27 protein-coding genes are annotated in these 26,453 nt (G+C 61.1%); 18 read left to right on the plus strand and 9 right to left on the minus strand.

Annotation, left to right across the window (positions count from 1 at the left end; all coding sequences use genetic code 11):
- Window positions 1-7 precede the first annotated feature (7 nt).
- Window positions 8-934 carry a sugar-binding transcriptional regulator gene (locus tag I6E60_RS04660; RefSeq protein WP_197123663.1) on the minus strand — a complete coding sequence of 309 codons (927 nt, stop codon included), beginning with the start codon at window positions 932-934 and terminating at the stop codon, window positions 8-10.
- A 288-nt stretch (window positions 935-1,222) separates the two neighbouring features.
- On the opposite strand from I6E60_RS04660, the gene I6E60_RS04665 reads away from it, so the two are divergent.
- From I6E60_RS04665 to rlmB, 3 genes are all read left to right on the plus strand, one after another.
- Window positions 1,223-2,083 (plus strand): 3-hydroxyacyl-CoA dehydrogenase, encoded by an 861-nt coding sequence (locus I6E60_RS04665; protein ID WP_197123376.1) that lies wholly within the window; start codon window positions 1,223-1,225, stop codon window positions 2,081-2,083.
- Window positions 2,084-2,169: 86 nt separating this feature from the next.
- Window positions 2,170-3,600 (plus strand): cysteine--tRNA ligase, encoded by a 1,431-nt coding sequence (cysS, locus tag I6E60_RS04670; RefSeq protein ID WP_197179073.1) that lies wholly within the window; start codon window positions 2,170-2,172, stop codon window positions 3,598-3,600.
- A 31-nt stretch (window positions 3,601-3,631) separates the two neighbouring features.
- Complete coding sequence (gene rlmB / locus I6E60_RS04675) at window positions 3,632-4,666, plus strand: 23S rRNA (guanosine(2251)-2'-O)-methyltransferase RlmB (RefSeq protein WP_197123380.1); 1,035 nt, start codon at window positions 3,632-3,634, stop codon at window positions 4,664-4,666.
- Between the two features lie 87 nt (window positions 4,667-4,753).
- Here rlmB and I6E60_RS04680 read toward each other — a convergent pair whose 3' ends face one another.
- Window positions 4,754-5,938 carry a PLP-dependent aspartate aminotransferase family protein gene (locus tag I6E60_RS04680; protein ID WP_197179074.1) on the minus strand — a complete coding sequence of 395 codons (1,185 nt, stop codon included), beginning with the start codon at window positions 5,936-5,938 and terminating at the stop codon, window positions 4,754-4,756.
- Between the two features lie 99 nt (window positions 5,939-6,037).
- Here I6E60_RS04680 and I6E60_RS04685 point away from each other — a divergent pair, with 99 nt between their 5' ends.
- The gene (locus I6E60_RS04685) at window positions 6,038-6,520 is read left to right on the plus strand and encodes an Lrp/AsnC family transcriptional regulator (protein WP_197123384.1); all 483 of its coding nucleotides are present in this window, start codon (window positions 6,038-6,040) and stop codon (window positions 6,518-6,520) included.
- 15 nt (window positions 6,521-6,535) lie between these two features.
- On the opposite strand, the gene I6E60_RS04690 is transcribed toward I6E60_RS04685, so the two are convergent.
- Complete coding sequence (locus I6E60_RS04690) at window positions 6,536-7,846, minus strand: DUF4032 domain-containing protein (RefSeq protein ID WP_197123386.1); 1,311 nt, start codon at window positions 7,844-7,846, stop codon at window positions 6,536-6,538.
- Window positions 7,847-7,928: 82 nt separating this feature from the next.
- Window positions 7,929-9,029 carry an ABC transporter ATP-binding protein gene (locus tag I6E60_RS04695; protein ID WP_197123388.1) on the minus strand — a complete coding sequence of 367 codons (1,101 nt, stop codon included), beginning with the start codon at window positions 9,027-9,029 and terminating at the stop codon, window positions 7,929-7,931.
- Between the two features lie 188 nt (window positions 9,030-9,217).
- On the opposite strand from I6E60_RS04695, the gene I6E60_RS04700 reads away from it, so the two are divergent.
- On the plus strand, window positions 9,218-10,195 hold the full coding sequence (locus tag I6E60_RS04700) for a thioredoxin domain-containing protein (protein ID WP_197179075.1): 978 nt from the start codon (window positions 9,218-9,220) through the stop codon (window positions 10,193-10,195).
- Window positions 10,196-10,270: 75 nt separating this feature from the next.
- Here the strand turns inward: I6E60_RS04700 and I6E60_RS04705 are convergent, their stop codons facing one another.
- Window positions 10,271-12,082 carry a cytochrome c biogenesis protein DipZ gene (locus I6E60_RS04705; RefSeq protein ID WP_197179076.1) on the minus strand — a complete coding sequence of 604 codons (1,812 nt, stop codon included), beginning with the start codon at window positions 12,080-12,082 and terminating at the stop codon, window positions 10,271-10,273.
- 99 nt (window positions 12,083-12,181) lie between these two features.
- On the minus strand, window positions 12,182-12,463 hold the full coding sequence (locus I6E60_RS04710) for a hypothetical protein (RefSeq protein ID WP_197179077.1): 282 nt from the start codon (window positions 12,461-12,463) through the stop codon (window positions 12,182-12,184).
- Between the two features lie 205 nt (window positions 12,464-12,668).
- Between I6E60_RS04710 and I6E60_RS04715 the strand changes: the two genes are divergently transcribed.
- The 10 genes from I6E60_RS04715 to I6E60_RS04760 all read left to right on the plus strand — a co-directional run bounded on the left by I6E60_RS04715 (window position 12,669) and on the right by I6E60_RS04760 (window position 22,032).
- Window positions 12,669-13,316 carry a fasciclin domain-containing protein gene (locus I6E60_RS04715; RefSeq protein ID WP_197123396.1) on the plus strand — a complete coding sequence of 216 codons (648 nt, stop codon included), beginning with the start codon at window positions 12,669-12,671 and terminating at the stop codon, window positions 13,314-13,316.
- A 185-nt stretch (window positions 13,317-13,501) separates the two neighbouring features.
- Entirely contained in the window at window positions 13,502-14,671 is a 1,170-nt protein-coding gene (locus tag I6E60_RS04720) for an ROK family transcriptional regulator (protein WP_197123398.1), read from the plus strand.
- A 59-nt stretch (window positions 14,672-14,730) separates the two neighbouring features.
- Window positions 14,731-15,555 (plus strand): ABC transporter permease, encoded by an 825-nt coding sequence (locus I6E60_RS04725; RefSeq protein ID WP_231601125.1) that lies wholly within the window; start codon window positions 14,731-14,733, stop codon window positions 15,553-15,555.
- Window positions 15,555-16,313, plus strand: coding sequence for an ABC transporter ATP-binding protein (locus I6E60_RS04730; protein ID WP_197123400.1), 759 nt, complete (start codon window positions 15,555-15,557; stop codon window positions 16,311-16,313). The genes I6E60_RS04725 and I6E60_RS04730 overlap by 1 nt, the downstream gene beginning before the upstream one ends.
- A gap of 38 nt (window positions 16,314-16,351) precedes the next feature.
- Window positions 16,352-17,371: an ABC transporter substrate-binding protein gene (locus I6E60_RS04735; protein WP_197123402.1), complete on the plus strand. Its 1,020-nt coding sequence runs from the start codon at window positions 16,352-16,354 to the stop codon at window positions 17,369-17,371.
- 41 nt (window positions 17,372-17,412) lie between these two features.
- Window positions 17,413-18,432 carry a Gfo/Idh/MocA family protein gene (locus tag I6E60_RS04740; protein WP_197179078.1) on the plus strand — a complete coding sequence of 340 codons (1,020 nt, stop codon included), beginning with the start codon at window positions 17,413-17,415 and terminating at the stop codon, window positions 18,430-18,432.
- A gap of 30 nt (window positions 18,433-18,462) precedes the next feature.
- Window positions 18,463-19,893 carry a sulfatase gene (locus I6E60_RS04745; protein ID WP_197179080.1) on the plus strand — a complete coding sequence of 477 codons (1,431 nt, stop codon included), beginning with the start codon at window positions 18,463-18,465 and terminating at the stop codon, window positions 19,891-19,893.
- Window positions 19,894-19,991: 98 nt separating this feature from the next.
- The gene (locus tag I6E60_RS04750; RefSeq protein ID WP_197179082.1) at window positions 19,992-20,414 is read left to right on the plus strand and encodes a DUF1761 domain-containing protein; all 423 of its coding nucleotides are present in this window, start codon (window positions 19,992-19,994) and stop codon (window positions 20,412-20,414) included.
- Window positions 20,415-20,432: 18 nt separating this feature from the next.
- The gene (locus tag I6E60_RS04755) at window positions 20,433-20,771 is read left to right on the plus strand and encodes a YciI family protein (RefSeq protein WP_231601126.1); all 339 of its coding nucleotides are present in this window, start codon (window positions 20,433-20,435) and stop codon (window positions 20,769-20,771) included.
- 1 nt (window position 20,772) lies between these two features.
- A complete protein-coding gene (locus tag I6E60_RS04760) occupies window positions 20,773-22,032 on the plus strand; it encodes an RNA polymerase sigma factor (protein WP_197179084.1) in 1,260 nt (419 codons plus the stop codon).
- Window positions 22,033-22,069: 37 nt separating this feature from the next.
- Here the strand turns inward: I6E60_RS04760 and I6E60_RS04765 are convergent, their stop codons facing one another.
- The 3 genes from I6E60_RS04765 to I6E60_RS04775 are packed head-to-tail and all read right to left on the minus strand — an operon-like array spanning window position 22,070 to window position 23,860.
- Window positions 22,070-22,699, minus strand: coding sequence for a YdeI family protein (locus I6E60_RS04765; protein WP_231601128.1), 630 nt, complete (start codon window positions 22,697-22,699; stop codon window positions 22,070-22,072).
- A gap of 25 nt (window positions 22,700-22,724) precedes the next feature.
- Window positions 22,725-23,291, minus strand: a complete 567-nt coding sequence (locus I6E60_RS04770) for a hypothetical protein (protein WP_197179085.1) — start codon at window positions 23,289-23,291, stop codon at window positions 22,725-22,727.
- 2 nt (window positions 23,292-23,293) lie between these two features.
- Entirely contained in the window at window positions 23,294-23,860 is a 567-nt protein-coding gene (locus I6E60_RS04775) for a helix-turn-helix domain-containing protein (protein ID WP_197179086.1), read from the minus strand.
- A 141-nt stretch (window positions 23,861-24,001) separates the two neighbouring features.
- Between I6E60_RS04775 and I6E60_RS04780 the strand changes: the two genes are divergently transcribed.
- The 3 genes from I6E60_RS04780 (at window position 24,002) to I6E60_RS04790 (ending at window position 26,453) form a co-directional block, all read left to right on the plus strand.
- Entirely contained in the window at window positions 24,002-25,042 is a 1,041-nt protein-coding gene (locus I6E60_RS04780) for an alcohol dehydrogenase catalytic domain-containing protein (protein WP_197179087.1), read from the plus strand.
- Between the two features lie 143 nt (window positions 25,043-25,185).
- Window positions 25,186-25,602, plus strand: a complete 417-nt coding sequence (locus I6E60_RS04785; protein WP_307841780.1) for a helix-turn-helix domain-containing protein — start codon at window positions 25,186-25,188, stop codon at window positions 25,600-25,602.
- Window positions 25,599-26,453 (plus strand): SDR family oxidoreductase, encoded by an 855-nt coding sequence (locus I6E60_RS04790; RefSeq protein ID WP_197179089.1) that lies wholly within the window; start codon window positions 25,599-25,601, stop codon window positions 26,451-26,453. Before I6E60_RS04785 ends, I6E60_RS04790 begins: the two co-directional genes overlap by 4 nt.

Here is a 26,453-nt window from a genome sequence, read left to right on the forward strand (position 1 = left end):
GTGCTCGTTAACGCTGGTTGAGGAGTGCGAGCGCGAGGTCCGAGTCGACGACGAGCACATCGAAGAGCCCGCCCGTGAGCGCCGCGTGGGTGCCCTCGAGCTTCTGTGCTCCGGCGGCAACGCCCACGACGGTCGGAATGTTGCCGAGCTCTTCCAGATCGATCGCGATGACGCGGTCATTAACTACTGACTCGACGATTTTTCCGTCACTGTCGAAGAAGCGTGTGCAGCAGTCACCAACGGCTCCGGATGCTGCGAACTCAGCGCGCTCAGTCTTGCTCAAGTTCATCGACTCGATGATCGCGCCAGAAGCTCCAACGCCGACGTTACCGACACCAACGATCGCGATCTTGGCCCGCTTCGATGCGCTCAATACGCCGGTGATGGACGGTTCGCGCAGGAATGCTTCTCGGGATGCGGGGGATTCGACGACCGCGGGCGCGTAAAGGCGGCGGTGTTGCGCTCCCAGTTTGGTGGCGAGCAGGCGGACGAGAACGTTGCCGTCGCGAGCGGAGTCCACGATGGAAAGCCCGCCGACGAGGGGAAGCACTTCGATGTTCTCGTGGGAGGAGTCATCCGGAATCTCATCAACGACGGCCTGCACGCTTGAGCCCCAGGAAAGGGCGATGCCGCCGTCGCGGGGCAGATTGTCGATGAGCCATTGGGCGCCGAGCGCGCCAACGCGAGTGAGTTGGTTGTCGGCGCCGGTGCTGGGCGCGACGCGGCACTCGCGGAGTCCGTAGCGGGCGACGAGTTGAGCTTCGAGGTCTTGAGCACGGCCGAAAGGATCGTTGATACGGATCTCGACGATGCCGTTCTTGCGGGCATCAGCGAGCACGCGAGAGACGTTCGATCGCGAGACCCCAATCTCTTGGGCGACTTCGGCTTGTGATTTGCCCTCGAGGTAGTAGAGAGTGGCGGCCTTCACAAGCATGGCTTGATTGCGTGGACTGGGTATCGGTCCATTCCTCTCTCATGCTTCGTTGCTGATTTGCACTGATTCTACTTCGGTCTTCACACTCGTGCGCGTGATTTGCAGGGTTCTGCTAGCTAAAAACCCCTGATTGATGCCAGTCCGTGACCCACATGCCCCCAGAAAACAAGCGCTTTATATCCCGCTGAAGCACATGCTGCACACTCGTGAGGTACAGCCAAGGCTCAGCCAATCAGGAGTAAATTTAGAGCATCGGATCAGGTTATAAACCGAAGAGAAGAGAGCACAATGACAAACATTCAGCGTGTAACGGTTCTGGGCACTGGCGTGCTCGGATCCCAGATTGCATACCAAACAGCATTCAGTGGCTTCGAGGTCGTGGCATACGACATCAACGATGAAGTTCTAGAGAAGGCTCGCACTCGGTTCGACGGGCTGGCGAGCACCTACGTTGCCGACAGCGTTGCTGGTGCGGCAGACGGCAAGGCGCAAGAAGCCCTCGGTCGCGTGCGGTTCTCCTCCGATCTTGCGGATGCAGTTAAGGACGCCGACCTCGTTATCGAGGCCATTCCCGAGATTCTTGACCTCAAGAAGACCACCTACGCGGAGCTCGGAAAGCTCGCTCCCGCCCACACGATTTTTGCGACAAACTCGTCCACTCTGTTGCCCAGCGACATCAAGGACTCCACCGGGCGTCCAGACAAGTTCCTCGCACTGCACTTTGCCAACCAAATCTGGAAGTTCAACACTGCAGAGATCATGGGTACGGCAGACACCGACCCCGCTGTCTTCGATTCGGTCGTGGAGTTCGCTTCTGCAATCGGTATGGTGCCGATTCCGATCCACAAGGAGAAGGCCGGCTACGTTCTCAACTCGTTGCTCGTTCCGTTCCTCAACGCTGCGGCAGAGCTCGCGGCCGATGGTTATGCAGAACCCGCCGACGTAGACAACACGTGGCGGATCGCTACTGGTGCTCCTATGGGGCCGTTCCAGATCTTCGACGTCATCGGGCTCACTACGCCGTACAACGTCATGTCCCACGGTGATGACAACGCGAAGCGGTTCGCCGAGTGGCTGAAGACTGAATACATCGACAAGGGCTACCTCGGTATCGCAACCGGTCGAGGTTTCTACACCTACACGAAGTAGCGCCTGAGAGGCACGGCGAAGCTCGCCTTCGCCGTGCCTCTGTGTGCGACCGTGTAATCCTCAGCGGCGGTCGCTAAACTTGCTTAGTGACTATTCGCCTGTACGACACCCGTAGCGCCAGCCTCCTCGACCTCGATCCCCGTGAGCCGGGCAAGGTGGGCATCTACGTCTGCGGTCCTACCGTGCAGTCGTCTCCGCACATCGGCCACTTGCGTTCGGCCCTCGTCTACGACATCTGGCGCCGCTGGCTCACCTACCGTGGGCTCGACGTCACGCTCGTGCGCAACGTCACCGACATTGACGACAAGATTTTGACCCGAGCAGCGGATGCCGCAGCCGAAGGCTCGACCGAACAGTGGTGGGCCTTGGCCTACCGTGTCGAACTCGAGTTCACCGCGGGCTACAACGAGCTCGGCATTCTGCCGCCGACCTACGAGCCCCGCGCCACCGGCAACATCGGTGAGATGCGCGAACTGATCGCGAAGCTCATCGAGCGCGGCCATGCTTATGCCGCGAGCGACGACTCCGGCGACGTCTACTTCGACACTCAGTCGTGGCCCTCCTACGGTGAACTCACCCGGCAGAAGCTCGACGACATGGTTGCCGCAGCCGATGCCGACCCGCGCTCCAAGCGCGACCCGAGAGACTTCGCCCTCTGGAAGGGGAGCAAGGCCACTGAACCCGAGTCAGCATCGTGGTCGTCGCCGTGGGGCAACGGTCGTCCAGGCTGGCACATCGAGTGCTCTGCCATGTCTCGCCGATATTTGGGCGGGGCATTCGACATCCACGGTGGTGGCCTTGATTTGCGGTTCCCTCATCACGAGAACGAACTTGCCCAGTCGACCGCTGCTGGTGATGAGTTCGCTCGTCACTGGGTGCACAACGGCATGGTCAACGTCAACGGCCAAAAAATGTCGAAATCACTCGGCAATTCGGTGTTCGCCCGCGACCTTTTGGATGCCGCCCGCCCGATTGTGGTGCGCTATTTGTTGGGAGCGGCCCATTACCGCTCCACAATCGACTACACTGACACGTCACTTGCTGAAGCAGAAGCAGCCTTTGAACGCCTTGAGGTGTTCATTGAGCGTGCCTCGCGTCGACTGCGAGATACTCGCTTCGACGTCGCGAACACCACAGAGGTGCCCGAGGCATTCGGCGAGGCCATGGATGACGACCTTGCAGTGCCTCAGGCGCTCGCGGTCGTGCACGAGACGATTCGTTCGGGCAACGCTGCCCTCGACGACGGAGATCTTGCGGCGGTTGCCACCGCGCGATCACACGTGATCGCTATGGCACAGGTTTTGGGTATCAACCCACTTGATCCACGATGGGGTTCTGAGCGTTCAGAGCCAGCCGTTGCTGCTTTGTCAGTACTGGTTGAACAGCTCATTGAGGATCGCAATACGGCCCGCGCAGCTAAGGATTTTGCTGCCGCAGACCGAATCCGTGATGAACTATCAGCGGCGGGCATCGCACTAGAAGATGACTCGACCGGATCGCATTGGAGCTTGCCGTGACTGATCGGCGCTTCCGACAGGAGCAACACTCGTGAAAAACCCAGGTAACACACCCCGCGCAGGAGCGGTACGCAAGGGCCGCAAGGGCCCCCAGGTCGGCTCGGGAGGCCAGGGACGTCAGGCTCTCGAAGGTCGCAAGCCCACCCCCAAGGCAGAAGACCGCCCGTACCACCCCGCAGGCAAGCGCAAGGCTGCGGCCGAGCGCTATGAAGCAGCCGGTGGAACTCGCCGAAACGGTGGCAAGCCCTCCGAGGGCGGCCAGCGTTCGAGCCAGCCCAGTCGGTCGCGGGTAGCGAAGTCTGCCGACGAGTCTGAGATGGTCACCGGCCGTAACTCGGTGCTCGAGGCTCTTCGCGCCAAGATCCCCGCCCACACTCTCTACATGGCTGCACGCATCGAATACGATGACCGCGTCAAGGAGATCCTCAAGCTCGCGACCTCGCGCGGCATTGCCGTGCTCGAAGTGATGCGTCCAGAACTCGACCGCCTTGCCGGTTTCGACTCTGTGCACCAGGGCTTTGCCCTCAAGGTGCCGCCGTACGAGTACGCGCACCCCATGGAATTGCTCGACAAGGTAGAAGCTCGCGGCCAGGTTCCGCTGCTTGTTGCTCTCGACGGCATCACTGACCCGCGCAACCTCGGCGCCATCGTGCGTTCGGTTGCCGCGTTTGGCGGCCAGGGTGTCATTGTTCCGCAGCGTCGCTCGGTGGGCATGACGGCATCCGCGTGGAAAACCTCGGCCGGTGCTGCCGCACGCACACCCGTTGCTATGGCCAATAACCTCACGCAGATGATTAAGGAATACAAGAAGCGTGGTGTCTTCGTGCTCGGACTCGATGGGGATGGCGACGTGTCGCTTCCCTCCTTGCCGCTGGCGAAAGAGCCCGTTCTGATCGTCGTCGGTAGCGAAGGTAAGGGCTTGTCGCGTCTCGTCACTGAAAACTGCGACGCCATCGTGTCGATCCCGATCAGTGCTTCGACCGAGTCGCTCAACGCCGGTATCGCCGCGAGTGTCACGCTCTATGAGATCTCGAAGCTGCGCTCGGCAGCTCGCAAAAAGAAGTAGCGTGCCGCAGGAGTGATCCTGTGCTGCAACGCAGAGAGCCGCTGCCCCCGAGGGGACAGCGGCTCTCTGCGTTTAAGGAAAGTGCGGCTAGCTTGCGCTGACCGCGTCAAGCGCAGCCGTGATGTCGTTCATGAGGTCATCGACGTGCTCGAGCCCGACCGAGACACGCACAATTCCCGCTCCCGGCTTCGCTTCGGAAGCAACCGGGCGGTGCGTGAGCGATGCCGGATGCTGCACGAGGGTGTCGATGCCGCCGAGCGATACCGCGTGGGTGATGAGCTTTACCGACTCGGTGAACTTCGCCGCGGCGTCATAGCCGCCGGCAAGGTCGAGAGCGATGAGCGAACCGGCGCCGGCCGATTGGGTTCCGATGAGTCCAGCCGGGTCCTGGCCGGGAAGACCGGGGTAGAGCACGCGAGCGAGCGCGGGATGACCGTCGAGGCGACGAGCAAGCTCGCCCGCGGTCTCCTGCTGGGCGCGTACGCGCAGGGGAAGCGTGCGAAGTCCACGGTGAAGCAGGTAGGCCGCAAAGGGGTGCAGAACGCCACCAGTGAGAGCGCGGACGTTGCGCAGGGCCTTGGCGTGCTCTTCGCTCGTGGCGATAACCCCGCCCATGACATCCCCGTGGCCACCCAAGTACTTGGTGGCACTGTGCAGCACCATCGCGGCGCCGAATTCGATGGGGCGTTGAAGAACGGGAGTCGCGAAGGTGTTGTCCACGAGAACGGGCACGGCACCGGCGGCCTCGACGACCTTCTTGATGTCGACGAGTTCGAGGGTGGGGTTCGCGGGGGACTCAATGATGATGAGGCCCGTGTTGGGCTGAATGGCGCTGACGATCGAGTCGGCATCCGCCCAGGTCACCGTCGTGCCGAGCAGTCCGTTGTCGAGAACGTGGTCGGTTCCACCGTAAAGCGGGCGAACGCCCACGACGTGCGGGCGGCCGGCCGAAGCGATGGAAATCAGCACCGCGGAGAGCGCTGCCATGCCGCTGGCATACGCGACGGCGGCTTCCGCTCCTTCGAGGGCGGCGAGGCTGTCTTCGAATCGAGCGACACCTGGCTGCCAGAGTCGTTGGTAGACCGCGGAGTGGCCATCGATGATGGGGTTTCCCGTGGCGAGGTTCTCGTAGGAGTCGCCACCCACTTCGACGCTCGGCAGCGGATTGGTGGTGGAGAGGTCGATCGAGGGAACGTGCTGACCAGATTCTTGCACGCCCTCCATTCCCGCGTGAACAGCAAGGGTTTCGAGATGGATGTCGTGAGGCAGCATGACTTGATAACAGCAGAAACTTCGACGCTAATCAACTCTCCTGCAGAATCTTCACGAAATGTGACGTTTTTCGCATAAGCTGCGACTCAGGAGGCCACCGTGCGAGAGAATAATAGTCTGCCCATCGACTCAATCGATCAAACCATTTTGGCGAGCCTAGCCAGCAACGCGCGGATGTCGGGGTCGGCCCTGTCAGCCGCAGCCGGAGTTGCCGAATCCACTGTCTCTCAGCGCCTTCGTCGCCTGCACGACGAAGGTTATCTTCGAGGTTTCCACGCTGACATCGATGTCGCCAAACTCGGCATGAGCGTGCAGGCCCTCATCTCCATCAAACTCGTCAAACACGTGCGCGAAGACGTGGATGCTTTCCGCAGTGCTGCCCCGAACTGGCCTGGCGTGCTGGCCTTCTTCCACACCGGCGGCGGCGACGACTACTTGCTTCACGTCGCGGCTCACAGCGCGGCAGAACTGAGAGACTTTGTGCTCACGTACTTGGCCAGTCATCCGGCTGTCGCGCATTCCGAAACCAATCTGGTCTTCGAACACGTGACCGGGCGGGGCCTCGAACAACTCTTGTCGTAGCGAAACGACGCCTGGTTAGACCTTGAGGCGCCAGTCCTCTTCGTCGTCGCCACCGTCATCCGCGGCGGCTAATTCGCCCTGAATCGTGATCGGCATCGTGAACGCGCCCGTTGGCGGGTTGATCATGGTGGCTTCGTCGCGACGGAACTGCAACACATTCTCGACATAACTGCCCACAGCTTCTGCCAGCGGGATGTCGTGGCCGGAATCCTGCGCGAGTTGGCGACGGTGATCGAGCAGCTGGTGGAAAGCCTCAGCCGGTTCGAGCTTGCCGCGCATCTCTTTCGGGATCGCGCGAATCACGGGTTCGAAGACGCGCGCGGCCCACTCGTGGGCAAGCATCTCTTCGTCCATGTCTTGCTTGTCGAACGCGGCGCGGTATGAGTCCATGTCGTTGAGCAGGCGGCGAGCTTGGTTTTCTTGAGCATCGAGACCGGTTAACCGCAGCAGGCGACGTGAGTGGTGTCCGGCATCCACGACCTTCGGCTGAATGCGCACCCGGGTGCCCGAATCTTCGGTCTTGATGGCGAGTTCTTCGATGTCGAAGCCGAGAGCATTGAGGCGCTCAACGCGCTGGTTGATGCGCCAGCGTTCGGACTGGTCGAAACGCTCCGAACCGGTGAGCTCTTGCCACAGCGTGCGGTACTGGGCAACGATGCCGTTGCTGATCTCAACGGGGTCAATGTCTTGTTCGAGTCGTCCGCCGGCCTGCAGGTCGAGCAGTTCGCCCGCAATGTTGACGCGACCGATTTCGAGGTCGTTCTCGCGTTGACCATTCGATAGCCGGTCATACAGCTGCCCGGTTTCGGCATCCACGAGGTAGGCCGCGAACGCGCCAGCGTCACGACGAAAAAGAGTGTTGGAGAGCGAAACATCGCCCCAGAAAAAGCCGACGATGTGCAGGCGAACGAGCAACACCGCCAGAGCATCGACGAGTCGCCGAGCGGTCTCGGGGCGCAAGCTTTGGGAATACACAGCGCGGTAGGGGAGGGAGAAGCGCAAGTGTCGGGTCACAAGAACCGACTTCAGTTCTTCGCCATCGGCCGCCGTGCGGTTCGTGATGATCGCGAGCGGGTCGACACAGGGAACGTCGAGCTTCTGCAGGGTGCGCAGCATCTCGTACTCACGCTTAGCGAGCTCGCTTGAGGTCTCTTTGATCGCCACGACGTAGCCGCTGAGATTGGCAAAGCGCACGAGGTGTCGCGAAATACCCTTCGGCAGGATCGCGATGGAATCATCGGGCCACAGCTCGAGCGGCAACTCCCACGGCAGATCTAGCAGGGCCGGATCGACGGTGGCGGCGGTGATGTTGACAGAACCAGTCATTCACGTGTCCTTGAAAATAGAACGAGCCCGCCAAACATCCGAACTGGGTTCGACGTCGACGGGCTCGATCGTAAAGCGGAAGTTAGCTTGCGACTACAGGCTTCTTGGTGAGGCGCAGGCCCGACTCGGTGTCGAACACGTGCACGTGGTGAGGCTCAGGGGTCAAGAAGACCTTCTCGCCAGCGTTCGGGTGCGACCGGCCATCAACGCGAGCAACGATGTCAACACGCTCGCCCTTGATCTCTGCGTGACCGTAGAGGTAACCGTCAGCACCGAGTTCTTCAACCAGGTCAACATCAACGGGAAGGCCGTTGCCCGACGTCGAAACGATGACGTCTTCGGGACGGATGCCGATGGTGACCGTCTTAGCGTCGGTTTCACCGAGCGTCTCAGCGTCAACCGCAACAACGGCGTCGCCGAACTGCAAGCCACCGTCGACGATGTCAACGCTGAAGAGGTTCATAGCGGGGCTGCCGATGAAGCCAGCAACGAAGATGTTCTGCGGTGCTTCGTACAGGTCGCGAGGAGTTCCAACCTGCTGCAGGATTCCATCCTTGAGCACAGCGATGCGGTCACCCATGGTGAGCGCTTCGGTCTGGTCGTGAGTCACGTAGACAGTGGTGACTCCAAGGCGACGCTGCAGGCTAGCGATCTGCGTACGAGTCTGAACGCGAAGCTTGGCGTCCAAGTTCGACAGCGGCTCATCCATGAGGAAGACCTGGGGCTGGCGAACGATAGCGCGACCCATGGCAACACGCTGACGCTGACCACCCGAGAGTGCCTTGGGCTTGCGGCTCAAGTAAGGCTCGAGGTCAAGAAGCTTCGCTGCTTCGAGTACGCGAGCTGCACGCTCTTCTTTGTTGACGCCGGCGATCTTGAGCGCGAAGCCCATGTTCTCGGCAACCGTCATGTGCGGGTAGAGAGCGTAGTTCTGGAAGACCATGGCGATGTCGCGGTCTTTCGGCGGAACATCGGTGACGTCGCGGTCACCAATGAGGATGCTGCCATCGTTGACCTCTTCAAGGCCGGCGAGCATGCGAAGGCTGGTGGACTTACCGCAACCCGAAGGGCCGACAAGTACGAGGAATTCGCCGTCTTCTACGTGAAGATTCAGCTTGTCTACAGCGGGGATCGTTGATCCCGGGTAGAGACGTGTTGCATTGTCAAAAGTTACAGACGCCATTGTTCTTTTATTTCTCCTTCACCGGCAGGTACGTGCCGGACGATCCGAGTGATGGACAGCGGTCGAAACCGCGTTGGGTCATTATTGCACTCTTTTGGGGGGTGAATGACAGAGTGGTCCACCCCGAAATGGTCGCCAACTTAGGGTTCGGTTGGGCAATTCCCAGCGATTCCTTCTAAAATCGACGGGTGCGTCGTAATTTTTGGGCGCCTTCCACAGCGATTTACACGGCAGATGAGGTTCGATTGAGCAACGGCAACTCCGGCGATGGCCGACTCAGCAAGAATGAGCGTCGCGAAGCGGCGCGTGAAAAAGCTCGCGTTCAGCGTGACGAGCAGAAGAAGAAAGATCGCCGCACCAAGTGGATTCTTCAAGGCAGCGTTGGCCTCGCGCTCGTCGCCATCGTCGCGGTCATTGCTCTCGTGCTCGTGAATTCGAACCAGCCTGCAGGCCCGGGCCCGCAGAACTTCGCTAGCGATGGTGTTCAACTCAGTCAGGGTTTCATCGCTACGCCGACGGCTGCGCTCGAAGCGGATGCTGATCCGATCCCGAGCGTCCACGATGAAGAGTCAGGCGTTCTTGACATCCAGATCTATGTTGACTACCTGTGCCCCATTTGTGGTGCTTTTGAGCAGACCAACGGTGCGTATATTGAGAGTCTCGTCGCCAACGGTGCAGCAACTCTCGAAGTGCACCCCATCACCATCCTCGACCGGCTCTCGCTCGGCTCGGAATATTCCTCGCGTGCGGTCAACGCCGTTGCCTGCGTCGCAGACACCTCGCCGAACGACTTCTATGCGTACCACTCGCTGCTTCTCTCAGACGGAATCCAGCCTGAAGAAAACACCTCAGGGCTCAGCGATGTCGACCTCGTTGAGCTCTTGGACATCGCCGGGGTAGAAAACACGGAGGTCATCGCTGAGTGCATCAACGATGAGAGCTTCAAGTCCTGGGTAAGCAACTCCACAGCGCGTGCTCTTTCGGACCCCATCCCCAACTCTGACGTCGGAGCGGTCACGGGAACCCCGACCGTTCTCGTCAACGGAATCAAGTACGAGGGCGCAGTGGACGACCTCGTCAGCTTCCAGGCCTTCGTTACTCAGGCTGCTGGTGATGACTTCATCGAAAGTTCAACACCGACACCGACTCCCACGCCTGCTCCGTAGGTCGCGCTAGTCAACGACACAGGCCCCCGATCCATCTGGATCGGGGGCCTGTGTCGTTGTGCAGAGGAGTTCGGGTTAGCCGAACGTGTACGAGTACGCCTCGACGCCCTCGCTCACCGTCACCTCCAGCGTGCCGGTCTCGATCGTGTCTCCCTTAGGGATGATCGAGTAGGAGTTCGGCGTTCCGGAAACGTTGATGGTCTCCGTCTTGCCATCGCGCTTCACCGTGATCGTGCCTTCGCCACCGAGCACCATACGAACTTCACTCGCGGTGTAGTTCAGCTTGATCGAGCCCTCGCCATTGCGGGGAGTCGCGTTCTGGAACGTGAGCTCCCAGTCGCCCTTGAGGGCGAAGCTGTTGTCGGCGAGCTTCGAGGGGAAGCTGTAGGTGTTCGTGCCTGACGAGTATTTCTCGTCGCCGCCGTAGTTCACTACCTTGCCCAGACTGAGGTACGTCTCGGGAGTAGTGGTTCCCGCTTCGGGAGTGTCATCGCTGACCTCGGTTGCTGGCGGCAACTGAACGTCGGGGTTGGCATCCACGAGTAGTTCACGAATCAGCTTCTCGGTGGTCTGGTAGCTACCTTCACCGAACTTGATGTGACGAACAACGCCCTCAGCGTCGATCAGGTAGTGCGCCGGCCAGAAACGGTTGCGGTAGTTGGTCCAGGTGCTGAGATTGTTATCGAGAGCGACCGGGTATTCGATCGCGTAGTTCTCAGCGCCAGCCTTGACGTTGGCCGGAACCTTCTCAAACGCGTACTCGGGGGAGTGGACGCCAATGACGTTCAGGCCGAGATCCTTGTAGGCGTCGTACCAGCTGTTGATGTGCGGAACCGCACGCTGGCAGTTGATGCAGGAGTATGCCCAGAAGTCGATCAAAACGACTTCGCCGCGCAGCTCATCCAGAGTGATTTCTTCGTTGTTCTCGGTGTTGAACCACTCTTGAATGCCCTGAATGTCAGGAGCGATACCGCAACTCTCAAGCTCGGTGCCACCGTTGGTGCACTGGTCGAGATCCTTGTTCTGCTCGTTGACGAGACCACCGAGGTTGAGCTGTTCTGCAATCTGCTCAGAGTTGCTGAACTGGTCTTGCAAAGCGCTCGTGTAGTCGGGAACGAGGCGCTGAAGTGCCTGAGGAAGGTTGAAAACGAGACCGATCGCGAGAGCGATCATGAGTACGCCGCCGGTGACGCGAATCTTCTGCTGGTGCTTGCGGAACGTCTTGACGCGCTCGGCAACACGACGGCCGGCGAGAGCGAAGATGAGCAGCGGGAGGGCTGCACCCACCGCGAAGGTGATCGTAAGCACGATGGTCTCGGGCCCGATGCGTCCGGTCGAGCCGGCAACCGTGATGGCGGCCAGAACTGGTCCAGCACACGGCACGTAGACGGCACCGAGAGCCAGGCCGAGCACGAAGCCGCCCTTGTCTGTTCCGACGTTCTTCTGCGGAATCCACGAGAAGGGCTTCTCCAGAAGGTGCTGGAAAGCGGGGATGATGAGGCCGAGGCCGATCAGAACGAGAACGACAATGCCGGCCCAGCGCAGGAAGTCCTGGGGGAGGTTGAGCAGTGCCAAGATGAGCGAACCGATGAGCGTGAACACGCTGAACGCGACAACGAGGCCGGCGATCACGAAGTAGGGGCGCCACGGCGAAACCTTGGGGGCGGCATTCTTCTCGGCTGTTGCTGTAGCGGCGTCGCTGATGGCCGCAGCGTCGGATGCCAGGGGCATTGTTCGGCGGGCAAAGCGACGCTTCTTGGTTTCCCCTTCGCCGCGGGCACTCATGGCGCCACCGGATAAGAAGATGACCGGAAGGACCGGCAAGATACACGGGGATATACCCGTGATGATGCCTCCTAGGAAGCCGATAAGGGCGAGACTGAGCATGAGGTTCCTCCACAGAACTGTGTGACGCCCGGAAGCCCGGACGGCTGCACTCAGTTCGGAACCGTTGCCCGAATTGGTTGGTCTGAGGTTGCGTCGCCTCTAGGGGTGCTGCTCGGGATCGGCATGCGGATGCCAGCGAAAGCGGCGAGCGAAGCGCCACGTCGCAATGCTTCCGCCGATCGCAATAGCAAGCGCGAGGACAGCAACGCCGAGGTAGCGCCACTCCGAGGCAGGGGAGTAGGGGAAGGTATCTGACCAGTCGAGCCCGAGCCGCACGGCGACGGCCCCCAGCATCCAACTCATGAGGACTCCGCCGAGAGTTACCAGAACAGAGGCGGGCGTTGCTCTACGCCGACTCTTCTTGGCGGAACGTCGGGTCATATCGCACTGCTTTCGGATTGCTGGAGTCGTTCTGAGCTTACGTGCGAACAATCCTTACCTCCCTATGCGCGAAAGCGGTTGGGAAAAACTTTGAAAAAGTTCCAAACCCTTTTCGGGGGTGCCCCGAATAGTCCTGTGTAAGCCGGCAGCGAGTCGGCAAACCGGGTCCATTCGGGGGCCACCAACTTTCACCAAGGAGATTCACATGCGATCCATTAAGCGCAACACCTTCGCCGCCCTCACGTTCGCTGCTGTAGCAATGGTCGGTCTCGCCGGTTGTTCCACTGGAGCAGCAGAAGACACTGCAGCACCCGCTCCTGAGGAGAGCATGTCATCGATGGAGATGGACTACACGACAGACCTCGTCGGCGCCGGCTGTGCCGCCTACGCCGAGACCGTTCCGGACGGAAGCGGCTCGATCGTCGGAATGGCGCAGGACCCCGTAGCAGTAGCAGCATCGAACAACCCGCTGCTCACCACGCTCACCGCAGCCGTTTCGGGTGGACTGAACGCAGACGTTGACCTGGTTGACACTCTCAACGGTTCAGAATTCACCGTCTTCGCTCCGGTTGATGACGCTTTCGCAGCACTTCCTGCTGAGACCGTAGAGGCGCTCATGCAGACCGAAAACGCTGACCTGCTCACGAGCATCCTCACGTACCACGTTGTTCCCGGCCAGATCCTTCCGGATGACATTGCTGGCGAGCTCACCACTGTCAACGGCGAGACCATCACCGTTGCTGGTAGCGGCGACAACATCACCGTCAACGGCGCCAACGTCATCTGTGGTGGCGTACACACCGCAAACGCAACCGTTTACCTCATCGATGGTGTCCTCACCCCCGGTGCATAATTTGTAGCAAAACTTTCGGGGATCCGCGCCTGGCGCGGGTCCCCGTTTGTGCGTTAAGGCCCGTAGTTGCAGGGGTTCTGGCGCACCGGCACAGGGTAGACACAGGGCTCTAGGGTCGTGAGGGTGATGCGCTTTCGTTACCTCAAGGCTTGACTTTCTTCCCTCGACAGAGTTATTTTCTCTAAGTGAGCAATGAAGCCGTAAGCCGATTCGATGAAGCGACCTCTGTGCGTGCGCAGGTCTTGACCATGCTGCGTGACAGCGGTCCGTTGCCCCGAATTGAACTCGCCCGCCGCGCTCACCTCAGCCCCACCACCATCACCCGTGCCGTCAGCCAACTCGTTGACGAAGGCGTGATCGTCGAGGGCAACTCGATCTCACCCACCAAACTCGGTCGGCCTGCCACCGAGATTTCGATCGTCCGCGACGCGTTCGTCGTCGTCGGCGTTCAAGTGGGTGTTGGCTTCGTTCAGCTCGGTCTTATCGACCTGCTGGGTGGCACCGTGGCATCCAGCTCGCTCAGCTATGACATTGAGACCCCAGCCACGGAGGTCATGGTGGAGGCCGCGACCGCGATTAGTGAACTTATAGCGGCATCGGAATATGACCAGTCGATGGTCATCGGAGTTGGCGTGGCCGTTCCTGGTCCCGTGGATGTCGCGGGCCGAAGCATCCTGCTCCCCATCAACCTCGACTGGCGAGATGTTCCCGTCGCCGACATCCTCGAACCGCTCACCGGACTCCCCGTCACCGTCGAGCACAACGTTCGCTCAATGGCGCTCGCCGAAGCCCGCTTCGGTGTCGCCAAAGACCTCGGCAGCGTTGCATTCATCTACTTGCGTACGGGCCTCGGCGCCGGCCTTGTCGTTGAGGGGCAGCCCTTCGCTGGCGGCGTGCGTGGGGCCATTGAACTCGGTCATCTGCACGTTATCGACAACGGCATCGACTGCGTCTGCGGCGGCAACGGATGCCTCGAAACCATCGTGAGCGAAGGTGCCTTGCAGCGCCAGCTCGCCGAAGCCGGGCTCTCGAGCAACGGCGGGGGAGCACTCACCGCGCTGTACGCCGCAGCGGACACGAACGAGACCGCGCGAGCATCCATCGACTCGATCATCACCCAGTTGGCTACCGCAACATCGGCCATCGTCAACCTGCTCAACCCCGACGTGATTCTGCTGGGTGGCGCGCTCGCCGAGGTGCCCGAGGCTTTCTTCGAGCGCCTTACCGAACAAACCCGCCAGCAAGTGTTTCCGCTCATCCGCCCCCTCGTTCGTATCGAGCCATCGTCGCTCGGCATGTACGCGGGAGTGCTCGGAGGCGGAACCGCCGCGCTTGAACGCTATTTCTACATCTAGACCACAACTTCTCCATCACACCAAGAGGACCGGACAATGACGTCGAACAGGAACGTGACATGACAGCTCGAAAGGCCGAACCAGAGGCCCTGACCATGGCAACACCGACAGCCGTCGCAGAGGACACCGAAAAGGGCGAGCGTTCTCTCAAAGGGCTGTACGTCATCACGTTCTTCCTCGGGATCGGGATTTGGACGCTGAGCGCGGTACTCTCGCGCAACGCACTCATCCCGACGCCGATTGACGTTGTTGCCAGCTTTGCTGAACTCATCGCCAATGGAACCCTCTGGGGCCACACCGTAACGAGCCTCAGCCGAGTTACGACTGGCTTCCTGCTCGGAGTGGCTTTGGCCATTCCGGCCGGCTTCCTCATGGGCTGGTACTGGCTCGCGCGTGGATTGCTCGAGCCGTGGATTCAGTTCTTCCGCACCATCCCGCCGCTCGCGCTCATCCCGCTGGTCATCGTGATCCTCGGAATCGGTGAGACCGCCAAGATCTTCGTGATCTTCCTCGCGGCCTTCCTCTCCTGCGTGCTCGCGACCTTCCAGGGCGTGCGTAACGTGGACATCACCCTCATCAACGCGGCGAGAGTGCTCGGTGCCAAAGACTTCACGATCTTCACCCGCGTTGTCATTCCGGCATCCACCCCGTTCATTTTCGTCGGAATGCGCGTCGCGCTCGGTGCCTCGTGGGCGACCCTCGTGGCCTCGGAGCTGATCGCAGCCCCGACGGGTCTTGGACGGATGATGCAGCAAGCCGCCCAATTCTTGCAAACCGACCGCATCGTCGTCGGCATCATCATGATCGGTGCGCTCGGCTTCATCATGGACCGTTTGCTTCTTCTCGCCGAACGGCGACTTACTCGCTGGCAGGAGACTCGCTAATGCCTCTCATCTCCATCAAAAACGTCACCAAGATCTACAACACGGAGCGTGGCCGCACAGTCAGCCTCGACAATGTCAGCCTGGATGTCGAGCAGGGTGAGTTCATCACTCTCGTCGGGCCAAGTGGCTGCGGCAAGTCCACGATGCTCAACCTCGTCGGCGGCTTGCTCATGCCGACCTCGGGTCAAGTGCTCGTGAACGACGAACCCGTCAAGGGCCCCGGCCCCGACCGCGGCGTGATCTTCCAGCAGTACGCACTGTTCCCGTGGCTTACCGCTCAAGAAAACGTTGAGTTCGGGCTTCGCCTGCAGAAGGTACCCAAGAAGGAGCGGGCCGAACGCGCCATGCACTACTTGAGCCTCGTCGGTCTCCAAGACTTTGCCAACGCGCTGCCCAAGGAGCTTTCGGGCGGCATGAAGCAGCGTGCGGCAATCGCACGGGCCTATGCCGTGCATCCATCAGTACTGCTCATGGATGAGCCATTTGGTGCCCTCGACGCCCTCACCCGGGTACAGATGCAAGACGACCTGCTCGAGACCTGGGAAAAAGAAAAGCGCACCGTCGTGTTCATCACCCACGACGTTGACGAGGCCGTGTACCTCGCCAGCCGCGTGGTTGTTATGAGCCCCCGCCCCGGTCGCATCAGCGAAATTATCGACGTTCCCCTCGCGTATCCCCGCGGGGAGGAGATTCGGCTCTCTCCCGAGTTTGCCGAGATCCGCGCCAGAGTCTGGCGCGGAGTGCACCACCACGAATGACTCCACCAATCATCTCCAATCACAGGCAAGGACGCCCCATGAAGAAGAAAATGCTCGGCGCGGCAGCAGTCGCCGCAACATTTGCTCTCGCATTGACCGGTTGCACGACAGATGCCGGTAGCAACGAGAGCGGCGAAGAACTCGTCGCCATCAACGTCGGCTACATCGACACCAGCATCAACGGTGTCGGCATTATTGCCGTCGCTAATGACCAGGACCTCTGGACCAAGGCTGGACTCGACGTCAACCTCGTTCCCTTCACCAATGGTCCAACCCAGATTCAGGCCATGGCCAGTGGATCGCTTGACGTTGGTTACATCGGTGGCGGCGCCATGTGGATGCCCGCCTCAGGCCAGGGCACCGTTATCACGCCCAACGAGAGCACCTTTGGTGACTTCCTCATCGCTTCGCCCGAGTCGGGTGCAACCGAGATGGCTGACCTCAAGGGACTCAAAATTGGTGTTCCGGATGGCGGATCGGGCGAAATGATTCTCGCGCTTGCCCTCGAAGAAGCTGGCCTCACCGAAGCTGACATCGAGCGCATCCCGCTGGACCCGCCGAGCGTCGTTTCGGCATTCGTTGCTGGCCAGATCGATGTCGCAGCAATCTTCTCGCCCTTGAGCGACCAGATCTTCGAGTCGGTTCCTGACGCTCAGGTCATTGCTAACAACGTCGACTTCCCCGAAACCGAGTTCCTCGGAGCCTGGGTTGCCTCGAACGATGCGATTGCCGACAAGAGTGAAGCGCTTACCCGCTTCCTCGAGGTATTCATCGAAGCGAACGACTACCGCATTTCGGACACCGAAGACACTGTCGCTCTGTCTGCTGCTCTCTCGGGTGCTCCCGCTGAACAGCTTCAGAGCCAGGCCGACGGCCTCGAATGGTGGACGTCTGACCAGATCTTGGCTGACAACGCCGACGGATCAACGTACGAGCGTTTCGGTTCCTTTACGCAGCTGTTCCTTGACGTCGGTCGCCTGACGGCGGACGAAGCTGCAGCACCAGAGGACTTCATCAACGTCGACCTCTTCGCCGCAGCCAAAGACAACCTCAAGTGACCGGTCGGCTAGGGACCGGTGCTCCGGTCCGCTTAGGGATCGTGGGCGCCGGCTTCGTAGCCGACTTCTACCTTCGAGCACTCGGCAGCATCCGCGGGCATGACGTAACAGTTGTTGCGGCACGCTCGGCGGAGTCGGGGTCAGCATTCGCGGAACGCTTTGGCATTCCGGTTGTTGTCTCCACTGTCGCTGAACTCGTGGAGCGCGACGATGTCGACGTCGTCATCGTCGCGCTCCCTCAAGACCAACACGTTGCGGTCGTTGCCGCTGCGGCGGCGGCAGGCAAGGGCATCATTTGCACCAAGCCGCTCGGCCGTAATTCAGCAGAAGCCGCCGAATGCCTGCGCCTCGTTCGCGAAGCCGGCGTCTGGCATGCCTACGCCGAAACCGAAGTGTTCGCTCCGGGCCTCGTGAAAGCGAAGGAACTCGTGGATGCTGGCGCCGTTGGCCGAGTGACCTCGGTTCGAGCGCGGGAATCTCACGGGCATCCCCACAAGCACGCTCGCGATGTTTCGCGATCGGGCGGCGGACCACTGCGCGCTCTCGGCTGCCACTGTGTAGCCATCGGGCGCTGGTTCATCGGCTACGACACCGCTCCCAAGGAAGTCTTTGCGTGGGGTGCACGGCTCTCGCGCGACGACGTCGACACCGAAGACACCGCTGTGGCGCTCATTCGCTTTGAGGATGACCGTATGGCTCAGGTCGAGGTGAGCTGGGGCCACATCGCCGGACTGGATGTGCGCAACGAGATTCACGGCACCGCCGGCTGGATCGGCACCGATGAAACCGGCGAGACGGGCATCCGTGCCTTCGCGGGAAACCCCGCCGACTATGTCGTCGAAAAAGCCGGAGCAGCCACCGGCTGGATCACCCCCGTGCCCGACGAGCCCTGGGTGTACGGCTACCACGCAGAACTCACCCACTTTGTGGAGTGCTATCGCACCGGCGTCGAGCCGCGCCAAACCTTTGTTGATGGCTACATCGACAACGCAATCATTGATGCCGCCTATCGCTCCATGGAGGTCGGAACTTGGGTTCCGATCGACATGTCCGCGATCTAACGCAGCACGCTGAACGACGAAAGAACACTAATGACTGAGAAAGCCACGCGCCGCCCCAACATCGTGATGATCCTCACCGATGATCACGCTTCGCACGCCATTGGTGCGTATGGGTCGGTCGTGAACCAGACACCCCGCATCGACGAGATCGCGCAGTTGGGATGGAAGCTCGACAACTGTTTCGCAACCAACTCGCTGTGTTCGCCGAGCCGGGCATCCATTCTCACGGGGACATATAGCCACATCAACGGTGTCAGCACGCTCGTGACTCCGATCGATGCGAGCCAGCCGACCTTCGTCTCTCAGCTGAAAGACGCGGGCTACCGCACAGCCATAGTCGGCAAGTGGCATATGGGCGATGGCGGAGAAGCTGACCCCCAGAACTTCGACTACTGGGATGTGCTCATTGAGCAGGGCGAATACTTCGACCCGAAATTCTTGAACCCGGATGGGCTGCGCACCGTTCCCGGCTACGCCACCGACGTGATTACCGACCTCTCGCTCAAATGGGTCGACGAGCTCGAGGGCGACGACCCCTGGTGCGTTCTGATTTACCACAAGGCACCGCACCGCCCGTGGGAGCCTGACGAGAAGCACGCCGGAATGTACTCCGACCCGATCCCGGTGCCTGCCACCTTCACCGACGACTACGAAACGCGCACGTCATCCGCTCGTCGGGCCGCGATGCGCATTGCCGAGAACCTCAATGAAGCCGACCTCAAGCAGACACCACCCGAGGGGCTCAGCTACGACGAGCTCGCCCTGTGGAAGTACCAGCGCTTCATGGAGGACTACCTTGCGTGCGTCGCTTCGGTCGACGACAACGTTGGGCGGGTGACCGACTGGCTCAAAGCGCGCGGCGACTTCGACGACACCCTGCTCATGTACAGCTCGGATCAAGGCTTCTTCTTGGGTGACCACGGTTGGTTCGACAAGCGCTTCATGTACGAAGAATCGCTGCGGATGCCGTTCGTGCTCAGCTATCCAGCTCAGCTGGCGGCGGGCAAGTCGTACGAGGGCATCGTGACCAATGTTGACCTTGCGCAGACGATTCTCGACGCCGCCGGCGTAGAGCACCACCCGCGCATGCAGGGTCGTAGCCTCTGGCCCGACCTCATTGAAACTCCGGATGTCGAACCCGCCGAGGGCATGTACTACCGCTACTGGGAGAACGACGATGTCTTCCATCGCGCGCCCGCCCACTACGGCTACCGCACCGACCGCTACAAGCTGATCTTCTTCTACAACGACGGATTGGGTGTGCCAGGAACCGGGCCATTCTCTTACCCTTCCGAGTGGGAAATGTACGACCTCGAAACCGACCCCGACGAGCTCAACAACGTTTACGGAACGGCTGAATACGCCGAGGTCGAAGCAGATATGAAGGTCAAAATGTGGAAGGCGCAGGCCTCGTTCAAAGACGAGCCGCACCCCAGCCAGCCGAAGCCGGTCGGTATCTAAAGAATTCTTTGAAAGTTTTTTCAGGGCACGTGTCGATTAGGCACGTGCCCTGCGTCATGTCAGTGAAGGGCAGGAAATTCCGGCCCCGAAAGGACAAGATGATGCTGAATCTGCTGGCGATCGCAATCGCCACCGTCGCGGGGATGCTCGTCGGGTGGGCCTGGTTTTCACCGGCGCTGCTCGGTAAGCCGTGGGCGGCGCGAGCCGGGATAGAGCTGGCGGCGAAGACTCCCGGGTGGGCTTATCTGTTGGCGCTTGTGGCCACGGCTATAACGGCAACAGTGCTGGCGCTTGCGGCAGCGATCGCGCACGACCAGCTTGGTGGCTCGTTTCTGACCGTGACGCTGGCGGTGGCATCCATTGGTTGGCTCGGTTTTACCGCGTCGCGTAACGCCGTCGAGTATCTTTTTGAGAAGAAGTCCCCGACGCTGTTTGCGATCGATATGGGTCATCAGCTCGCAGTTCTCATCGTCATGTCCGTTGTTATTGGCCTCTTCGGCCACACGTCACAGATCGGTTAGGGAAAAACCATGCAGTACATGATCCTGATTCACTCAGAGCCCATGGACGGACCGAACCCGGGAGAGCCCGGCTTCGACGAGATGATGGCGCCGTGGATGGCCTACAACCAGAAGCTCATCGATGGCGGCCACTATGTCGCCGCAGATCAGTTGCTGGGCGTCGAGACGGCGACCACGATTCGTCGCGCTTACGGTGCCGGCGACACGATCATCGACGGTCCTTTCGCTGAAACCAAAGAACACTTTGGCGGCTACTACATTGTGGAAGCCAAAGATCTGAATGAGGCGCTTGCGCTTGCTGCCGAGGTTCCGATTCCGGCTGGCTCGCTCGAGGTTCGCCCGGTGGTGCCCTCGTAGCGTGCCTGATAACTCAGAGGCGGTCACCCGCCTAGCGCGTGAGGAGAGTGGGCACGTGCTCGCTCTTCTCACGCACCGCTTCGGGCTCGATGTTGCTGATGAGGCAGTGCAGGACGCGCTTGTCGAGGCTCTGAACTGGGCCGTAGTGCCTGACAGGCCCGCAGCCTGGCTCTACACGGTGGCGCGTAATCGCGCGGTCGACCGTGTGCGGCGCGACGCTGCCGCCGCGCGACGTCTCTCGCGCTCAGCCCCTGATCTTCTGTCTGTCGCCGAGCACAACAGTGGTGGCTATGGCCCCGATGGTAACGGCGAGGAGGTGCCCGAATTGATTGACGACGCTCACTATTCGGGCGACGAACACCTGCGGTTGCTGCTGCTCTGTTGTCACCCGGCACTGAGTCGAGACACCCAAGTGGCGCTGACCCTCCGACTTGTCGGCGGCCTTACGACGGCGGAGATTGCCGCGGCATTCTTGCTGCCCGAGCAGACCCTTGCGCAACGGATCGTGCGGGCGAAGCGCAAGATCCGCGACGCGGGCATCCCGCTCGGCATCCCCGAAGACCTCACGTCGAGAGTCGATGCCCTGCTCACCGTGGTGTACCTCATTTTCAACGAGGGCTATCTCTCGCGGGGGAGTGCGGCAGGCACCCGCATCGACCTCGTGGAAGAGGCGATTCGTCTCACGATCATCGCGCGCGAACTGCTCCCCGGCAATCCCGAAGTGGAGGGCCTATTGGCACTGGAGCTCTACGCTCGAGCCCGCCACGACACTCGCTTTCGCGGCGACGAACTTGTTCTTCTCGAGCACCAGGATCGTACTCGCTGGGATGGCGAGCTCATCGAGCAAGCGAACGGGCTCCTGCGTAGTGCGCTCGCAGGCCTGCAGCCGGGGCCGTTTCAAACCCAAGCAGTCATCGCGCGCCACCATGCCACCGCGCGCACCGCCGCTGACACTGACTGGCCGGCCATCGCATCCGCCTACGCCGTGCTGCTGGCGATGACGAGCGGATCGCCCGTAGTGGCACTCAATCGTGCCGTCGCGGTGTCGATGGCCGACGGCCCTGACGCGGGTCTGCGCTTGCTCGCCGAGATCACCGGCCTTGAGAACTATCACCTGTATTGGGCCACTCACGCCGAGTTGTTGTTGCGTGTGGGCGATGCGGATGCCGCGGCGAAAGCCTTCGCCAAAGCGCGCGAACTGGCCACGAATGCCGCCGAGCAGCAGCACCTCGATCGGCGTATTGCGCAACTGCCCGGCTAGCTCCAGCGGAGTTCCGCTTGCTCGGCAGTGAGGGCAGCTAGGGCCGTTTGGCCGCGGGCGTCGGCTGCGCGTAGTGATGTTCGCCGTTCGCACCCTTCTCCACGACGTCCCGGATGCGGGCTGCGCGCACCGCCGGAGTCTTGATGCCGGTGAGGCGCGCATAGATCTGAAAGCGCACGCTCTTGGTCAGGCTGGCGTGAAACTCTGCCGAGGCCGGGTTTGCGTCGAGGGCGGCCTGCAAGTCTGGGGGAGTCGTCATATTCTTCTGGCTGTAGGCCGCATCCCAACGGCCGTCGGCTTTAGCTCGTTTAACTTCGGCGAGGCCGCCGGGCCGCATCTGGCCCTCCTCGATGAGGCGAGCAACATGGTCGCGATTTACTTGAGACCACGGGCTGTTCTTGCGGCGCGGGGTGAACGCTTGCAGCGTGTAGTCGTCGTCGAGGCGTGCCATCTGGCCGTCGATCCATCCGAAGCACAGAGCAACGTCGAGCGCTTCGCTCCAGGTGATGCCCGGTGCCTTCGACAGCTTTTTTCGGAGCTTGAGGCGCACGCCGTCGGGCGAGGGCTCGTTCTCGAGGTAGGTGGTCCACTCGGCGATGGTGACGTCGAGGATGGGTTTGTCGGCGAAACTGGCGATGTGATTACTGCCTTTCAGAGGGGTGACCATATGTGAACCGGTCGTGATCTTGGGCTCAGTTGAGGCGGGGCTTCTCCGGCCGTGGAGGAGCGGGCGGTAGACCGACACTGAAAATCCGGTCGAGTAGCGCAATTGTGCGGTCGGGGAGCGCATCACCGGGGTAAAAGTTCTCGTAAAGCTCCTCAGCGGCCGCAACGGTCCCTATGCCGTTGAGGGAGAGCAGCTTTGCGATATCGTCGGGATCTCGGCCGGGCCGCGCCGCTGCGAGCTTCATTGCGAGGAGTGCATCCACCGGGGCGATGGCGACCGAAATGCTGTCGTCGTCGAACACCGGTTCCCAGTGGATTTCATGGCCAAGGTTCGGGATGAAGATCGCAGCGCTGTTGTTGAGCCAGTCGTGCGGCCATCCTCGTGCGGTTGCGATCTCAGCGACGATCGGCAACAACGGCTCTATGGGGTGGATGCGTGCGTCGATGTCGGCGGTAGTATCTCGGTCGAAGTGAGCGAGTCTAAGCGCTGCTCCGCCAACGATTCGAATGGAAAAGTGCGATAGCTGCCGCTCCTGAACCGCACGAACGAGGTCGCGCAGACCTTCGATGAGATCGTCGCGTTCTAGCTGCATCCTTAGACACTCTCCAGCGTCGCGCGCTCAAGCAACACATTTCTCCGCAGAAACTCTTCGGGAACGTTTGCGATATCCGGCGCGAGATCGTAGTCGCCCAAGTGCGATGACAGCGGGGATGCGAGGGTGCGTAATGGTGAATTGATCCACGCCGGTTTGGGGGATGAGGCCACGCTTAGTCGGTGATCGACTAGCGCGGCTAGTGCGGCATCCCAGAAGCGGTCTGCGGTGGTGGGGGGCTCGCTTGCGGTGAGAAGAATGCGGTCGATGTCGGTTGCGCGCGCGAGACTGTCGGAGAAGTCAAGGAATGCGCGAAGTGCTGAGTCGCGGGATGTCGCTGTGGCGATGCGTTCGGCCGTTTCAGTTGCGTCTACGCCAGAAGCAGAGACGGCAATGAGGCGGTGTCCCGTCTGGCGGAGCAAACGTTCCAAGGTTTCAACAGTGGGGATCCGCTTGCCGCTCTCGATTGAGGAAACGTTGGGCTGGCTGATGTGTGAGCGTGCAGCGAGCGCGCCCTGCGTGACACCGCTTGCACGGCGGGACGAGCGGAGCAGAGTCGATGCGGTCATAAGAACCTCCAGCGCAATTATATCGAATTAGATATATCTGTCTACAGGGTGTCTTTGCCGCGTAGCGACCGCGGTGGTACTCCGGCTCGCTGAACAAACGCTGATTCGTTGCTGGGCGCGAATCAGGCGTTGAATAGACCCATGCGAGCTACTTATATTTACGGCGCCGGCGATGTCCGCGTCATCACTGCCCCTGGCCCTCAGCTCATCGAGAGCACTGACGCGGTCGTTCGCATCACCCGCGCGTGCGTGTGTGGCAGCGATTTGCACCCTTTCCATTCGATGCCAGCGGATGCGGATGCTCGCCCCATCGGCCACGAATTCATCGGCGTGGTCGAAGAGCTCGGCAAAGACGTTGCCACGCTCACGGTCGGCGACTTCGTCATCGCTCCCTTCGCCTACTCCGACGGAACCTGCGAGTTCTGCCTCGAAGGCCTCCAGACCTCGTGCATCCACGGCGGCTACTGGGGAAACGGCGGCATCACGGGTGGCCAGGCCGAAGCCGTGCGCGTGCCCTACGCCGACGGCACCCTCGTGAAGGTTCCCGGCACCGTCGACGAGTCGCAGTACGCCGGCCTCCTCACGCTCTCTGACGTCTACGCCACCGGGTGGCACGCCGCCTACAAAGCTCGTGTCGCTCCTGGCCAGACCGTTACCGTCATCGGCGATGGCGCTGTTGGCCTCCTCGCGGTGCTCTCGGCCAAGCAGATGGGCGCCGAGCGCATCATTCTGATGGGCCGTCACAAGGCGCGTACCGACCTCGGCATCCACTTCGGAGCCACGGATGTCGTCGCCGAGCGAGGCGAGGAAGGCATTGAAAAAGTTCGCGAACTTACTGGCGGTACGGGAAGCCACGCGGTTCTCGAAGCCGTTGGTTTCATGCCTGCTTACGAACAGGCGCTCGGCGTCGTTCGTGCCGGGGGAGTCATCAGTCGTGTCGGCGTTCCCCAGTACGAGAACGCCCCGGTCGGACGCGGGAGCCTCTTCGGCAAGAACGTCGGCCTCATCGGCGGTGTAGCCCCCGCGCGCGCCTACATCGAACAACTGCTGCCCGGAGTACTCGACGGGACCGTGAACCCTGGCCTCGTCTTCGATCAAACAGTGAAGCTCGAGCAGACCCCCGACGGCTACACCGCGATGGATGAGCGTACCGCTCTCAAGGTGATGGTCGACCCGACGTAGCCTCGCAGCCGTTAGAGATTCCCCATCGCTGCCCCGCATCTTTTCCGTGTCGGGTGGCGGTGGGGAAAAATTTTGCTTGCTTTTCTCTCCATCGGAGAGTTACTCTCTTTTAGAGAGTTAAGCCCTGTTGTGGAGTAAAAGAAGTGGATGCGGTGAAAAGTATGGCCAAGCCAGAGTTTGACCCCTTCAATCAGCAGTGCCCCTCGCGCAAGATGCTCGACCAGGTCGGTGGTCGCTGGACTGTCCTTGTGGTTGGTGCGCTCGCTGAGGGGCCCCTGCGTCATTCGAGGGTCGCTGAGCGCGTTGACGGCATCTCGCAGAAGATGCTGGCGCAAACCTTGCGGGGCCTCGAGCGTGACGGACTCGTCACGCGCACCGCGTATCCCGAAATGCCACCGCGCGTTGAGTACGAACTCACTGACGCGGGGCGCTCCCTGATAGCCCCCGTGAAAGCTCTCGAAGAGTGGGTCAAGGGGCACATGCATGGCGTCCTCGCCGCGCGTGAAACCTATGACCAGGCCCACCCTCCCGTTGACCGTCTCGAAAGGACATCCTCATGACTTCTCTGCCTACCATCGCCGTCACTGGCTCCACCGGAAACCTGGGTTCAATGGTTGCCCGCAACATTGCGGATGCCGGAACCGCCCAGCGACTTCTCGTACGCACTCCCTCCAAGGCACCGTCGTTGCCTGCCGCCGCAGTCTCGCCCTTCAGCTACACCGACCGGGAGGCGACCATCGCCGCGCTTGAGGGAGTCGAGACCGTCTTTATGGTGTCGGCGCCCGAAGGTGACGAGCGACTCGATCAGCACCGCACCTTCATCGACGCGGTTCGCGATGCGGGCGTTCGCCACATCGTCTACACGTCGTTCATTGACCCGAGCCCCGAATCCACCTTCACGCTGGGCCGGGATCACGGTGTCACCGAGCAGTACATCATCGATGCTGGTCTCAACTACACCTTCATTCGCGACAACTTCTACCTCGACTTCATGAAGTTCCTCGTGGGCGACGACGGAGTCATTCGTGGCCCCGGTGGCGACGGACGCATCTCCGCTGTAGCCCGCGAAGACATCGCCCGAGTGATTGCCACCGTGCTGCAGAACCCCGCCGATCACGTCAACGTGCACTACGACATGACCGGTCCGGCTGCGCTTTCGCTGACCGAGATTGCCGACATTATGAGCGCCCACCTCGGTAAGACCATTACGTACCACGACGAGACGATCGAGGAGGCGTATGCCTCTCGCGCGAGCTTCGGCGCGCCCGAGTGGGAAGTTGAATCGTGGGTGTCCACCTACACCGCCATCGCCTCCGGGGCCCTCTCAGGATTGAGCGATGCTGTCGAGAAGATCACGGGGCGTGCTCCGATGTCGCTCGCCCAGGTCCTGAAATCCGCCGAGAAGGAGTGA

It is taken from the genome of Salinibacterium sp. SWN167, from assembly GCF_015864665.1.
Lineage (GTDB): Bacteria > Actinomycetota > Actinomycetes > Actinomycetales > Microbacteriaceae > Rhodoglobus.

Excerpts from the sequence above, each read along its gene's own strand:
- I6E60_RS04660 (WP_197123663.1), bottom strand. The coding sequence starts at position 934 with ATGCTTGTGAAGGCCGCCACTCTCTACTACCTCGAGGGCAAATCACAA.
- I6E60_RS04665 (WP_197123376.1), top strand. The coding sequence starts at position 1,223 with ATGACAAACATTCAGCGTGTAACGGTTCTGGGCACTGGCGTGCTCGGA.
- I6E60_RS04680 (WP_197179074.1), bottom strand. The coding sequence starts at position 5,938 with ATGCTGCCTCACGACATCCATCTCGAAACCCTTGCTGTTCACGCGGGA.
- I6E60_RS04690 (WP_197123386.1), bottom strand. The coding sequence starts at position 7,846 with ATGACTGGTTCTGTCAACATCACCGCCGCCACCGTCGATCCGGCCCTG.
- I6E60_RS04695 (WP_197123388.1), bottom strand. The coding sequence starts at position 9,029 with ATGGCGTCTGTAACTTTTGACAATGCAACACGTCTCTACCCGGGATCA.
- I6E60_RS04705 (WP_197179076.1), bottom strand. The coding sequence starts at position 12,082 with ATGCTCAGTCTCGCCCTTATCGGCTTCCTAGGAGGCATCATCACGGGT.
- I6E60_RS04710 (WP_197179077.1), bottom strand. The coding sequence starts at position 12,463 with ATGACCCGACGTTCCGCCAAGAAGAGTCGGCGTAGAGCAACGCCCGCC.
- I6E60_RS04715 (WP_197123396.1), top strand. The coding sequence starts at position 12,669 with ATGCGATCCATTAAGCGCAACACCTTCGCCGCCCTCACGTTCGCTGCT.
- I6E60_RS04725 (WP_231601125.1), top strand. The coding sequence starts at position 14,731 with ATGACAGCTCGAAAGGCCGAACCAGAGGCCCTGACCATGGCAACACCG.
- I6E60_RS04730 (WP_197123400.1), top strand. The coding sequence starts at position 15,555 with ATGCCTCTCATCTCCATCAAAAACGTCACCAAGATCTACAACACGGAG.
- I6E60_RS04735 (WP_197123402.1), top strand. The coding sequence starts at position 16,352 with ATGAAGAAGAAAATGCTCGGCGCGGCAGCAGTCGCCGCAACATTTGCT.
- I6E60_RS04745 (WP_197179080.1), top strand. The coding sequence starts at position 18,463 with ATGACTGAGAAAGCCACGCGCCGCCCCAACATCGTGATGATCCTCACC.
- I6E60_RS04750 (WP_197179082.1), top strand. The coding sequence starts at position 19,992 with ATGATGCTGAATCTGCTGGCGATCGCAATCGCCACCGTCGCGGGGATG.
- I6E60_RS04755 (WP_231601126.1), top strand. The coding sequence starts at position 20,433 with ATGATCCTGATTCACTCAGAGCCCATGGACGGACCGAACCCGGGAGAG.
- I6E60_RS04765 (WP_231601128.1), bottom strand. The coding sequence starts at position 22,699 with ATGGTCACCCCTCTGAAAGGCAGTAATCACATCGCCAGTTTCGCCGAC.
- I6E60_RS04770 (WP_197179085.1), bottom strand. The coding sequence starts at position 23,291 with ATGCAGCTAGAACGCGACGATCTCATCGAAGGTCTGCGCGACCTCGTT.
- I6E60_RS04775 (WP_197179086.1), bottom strand. The coding sequence starts at position 23,860 with ATGACCGCATCGACTCTGCTCCGCTCGTCCCGCCGTGCAAGCGGTGTC.
- I6E60_RS04780 (WP_197179087.1), top strand. The coding sequence starts at position 24,002 with ATGCGAGCTACTTATATTTACGGCGCCGGCGATGTCCGCGTCATCACT.
- I6E60_RS04790 (WP_197179089.1), top strand. The coding sequence starts at position 25,599 with ATGACTTCTCTGCCTACCATCGCCGTCACTGGCTCCACCGGAAACCTG.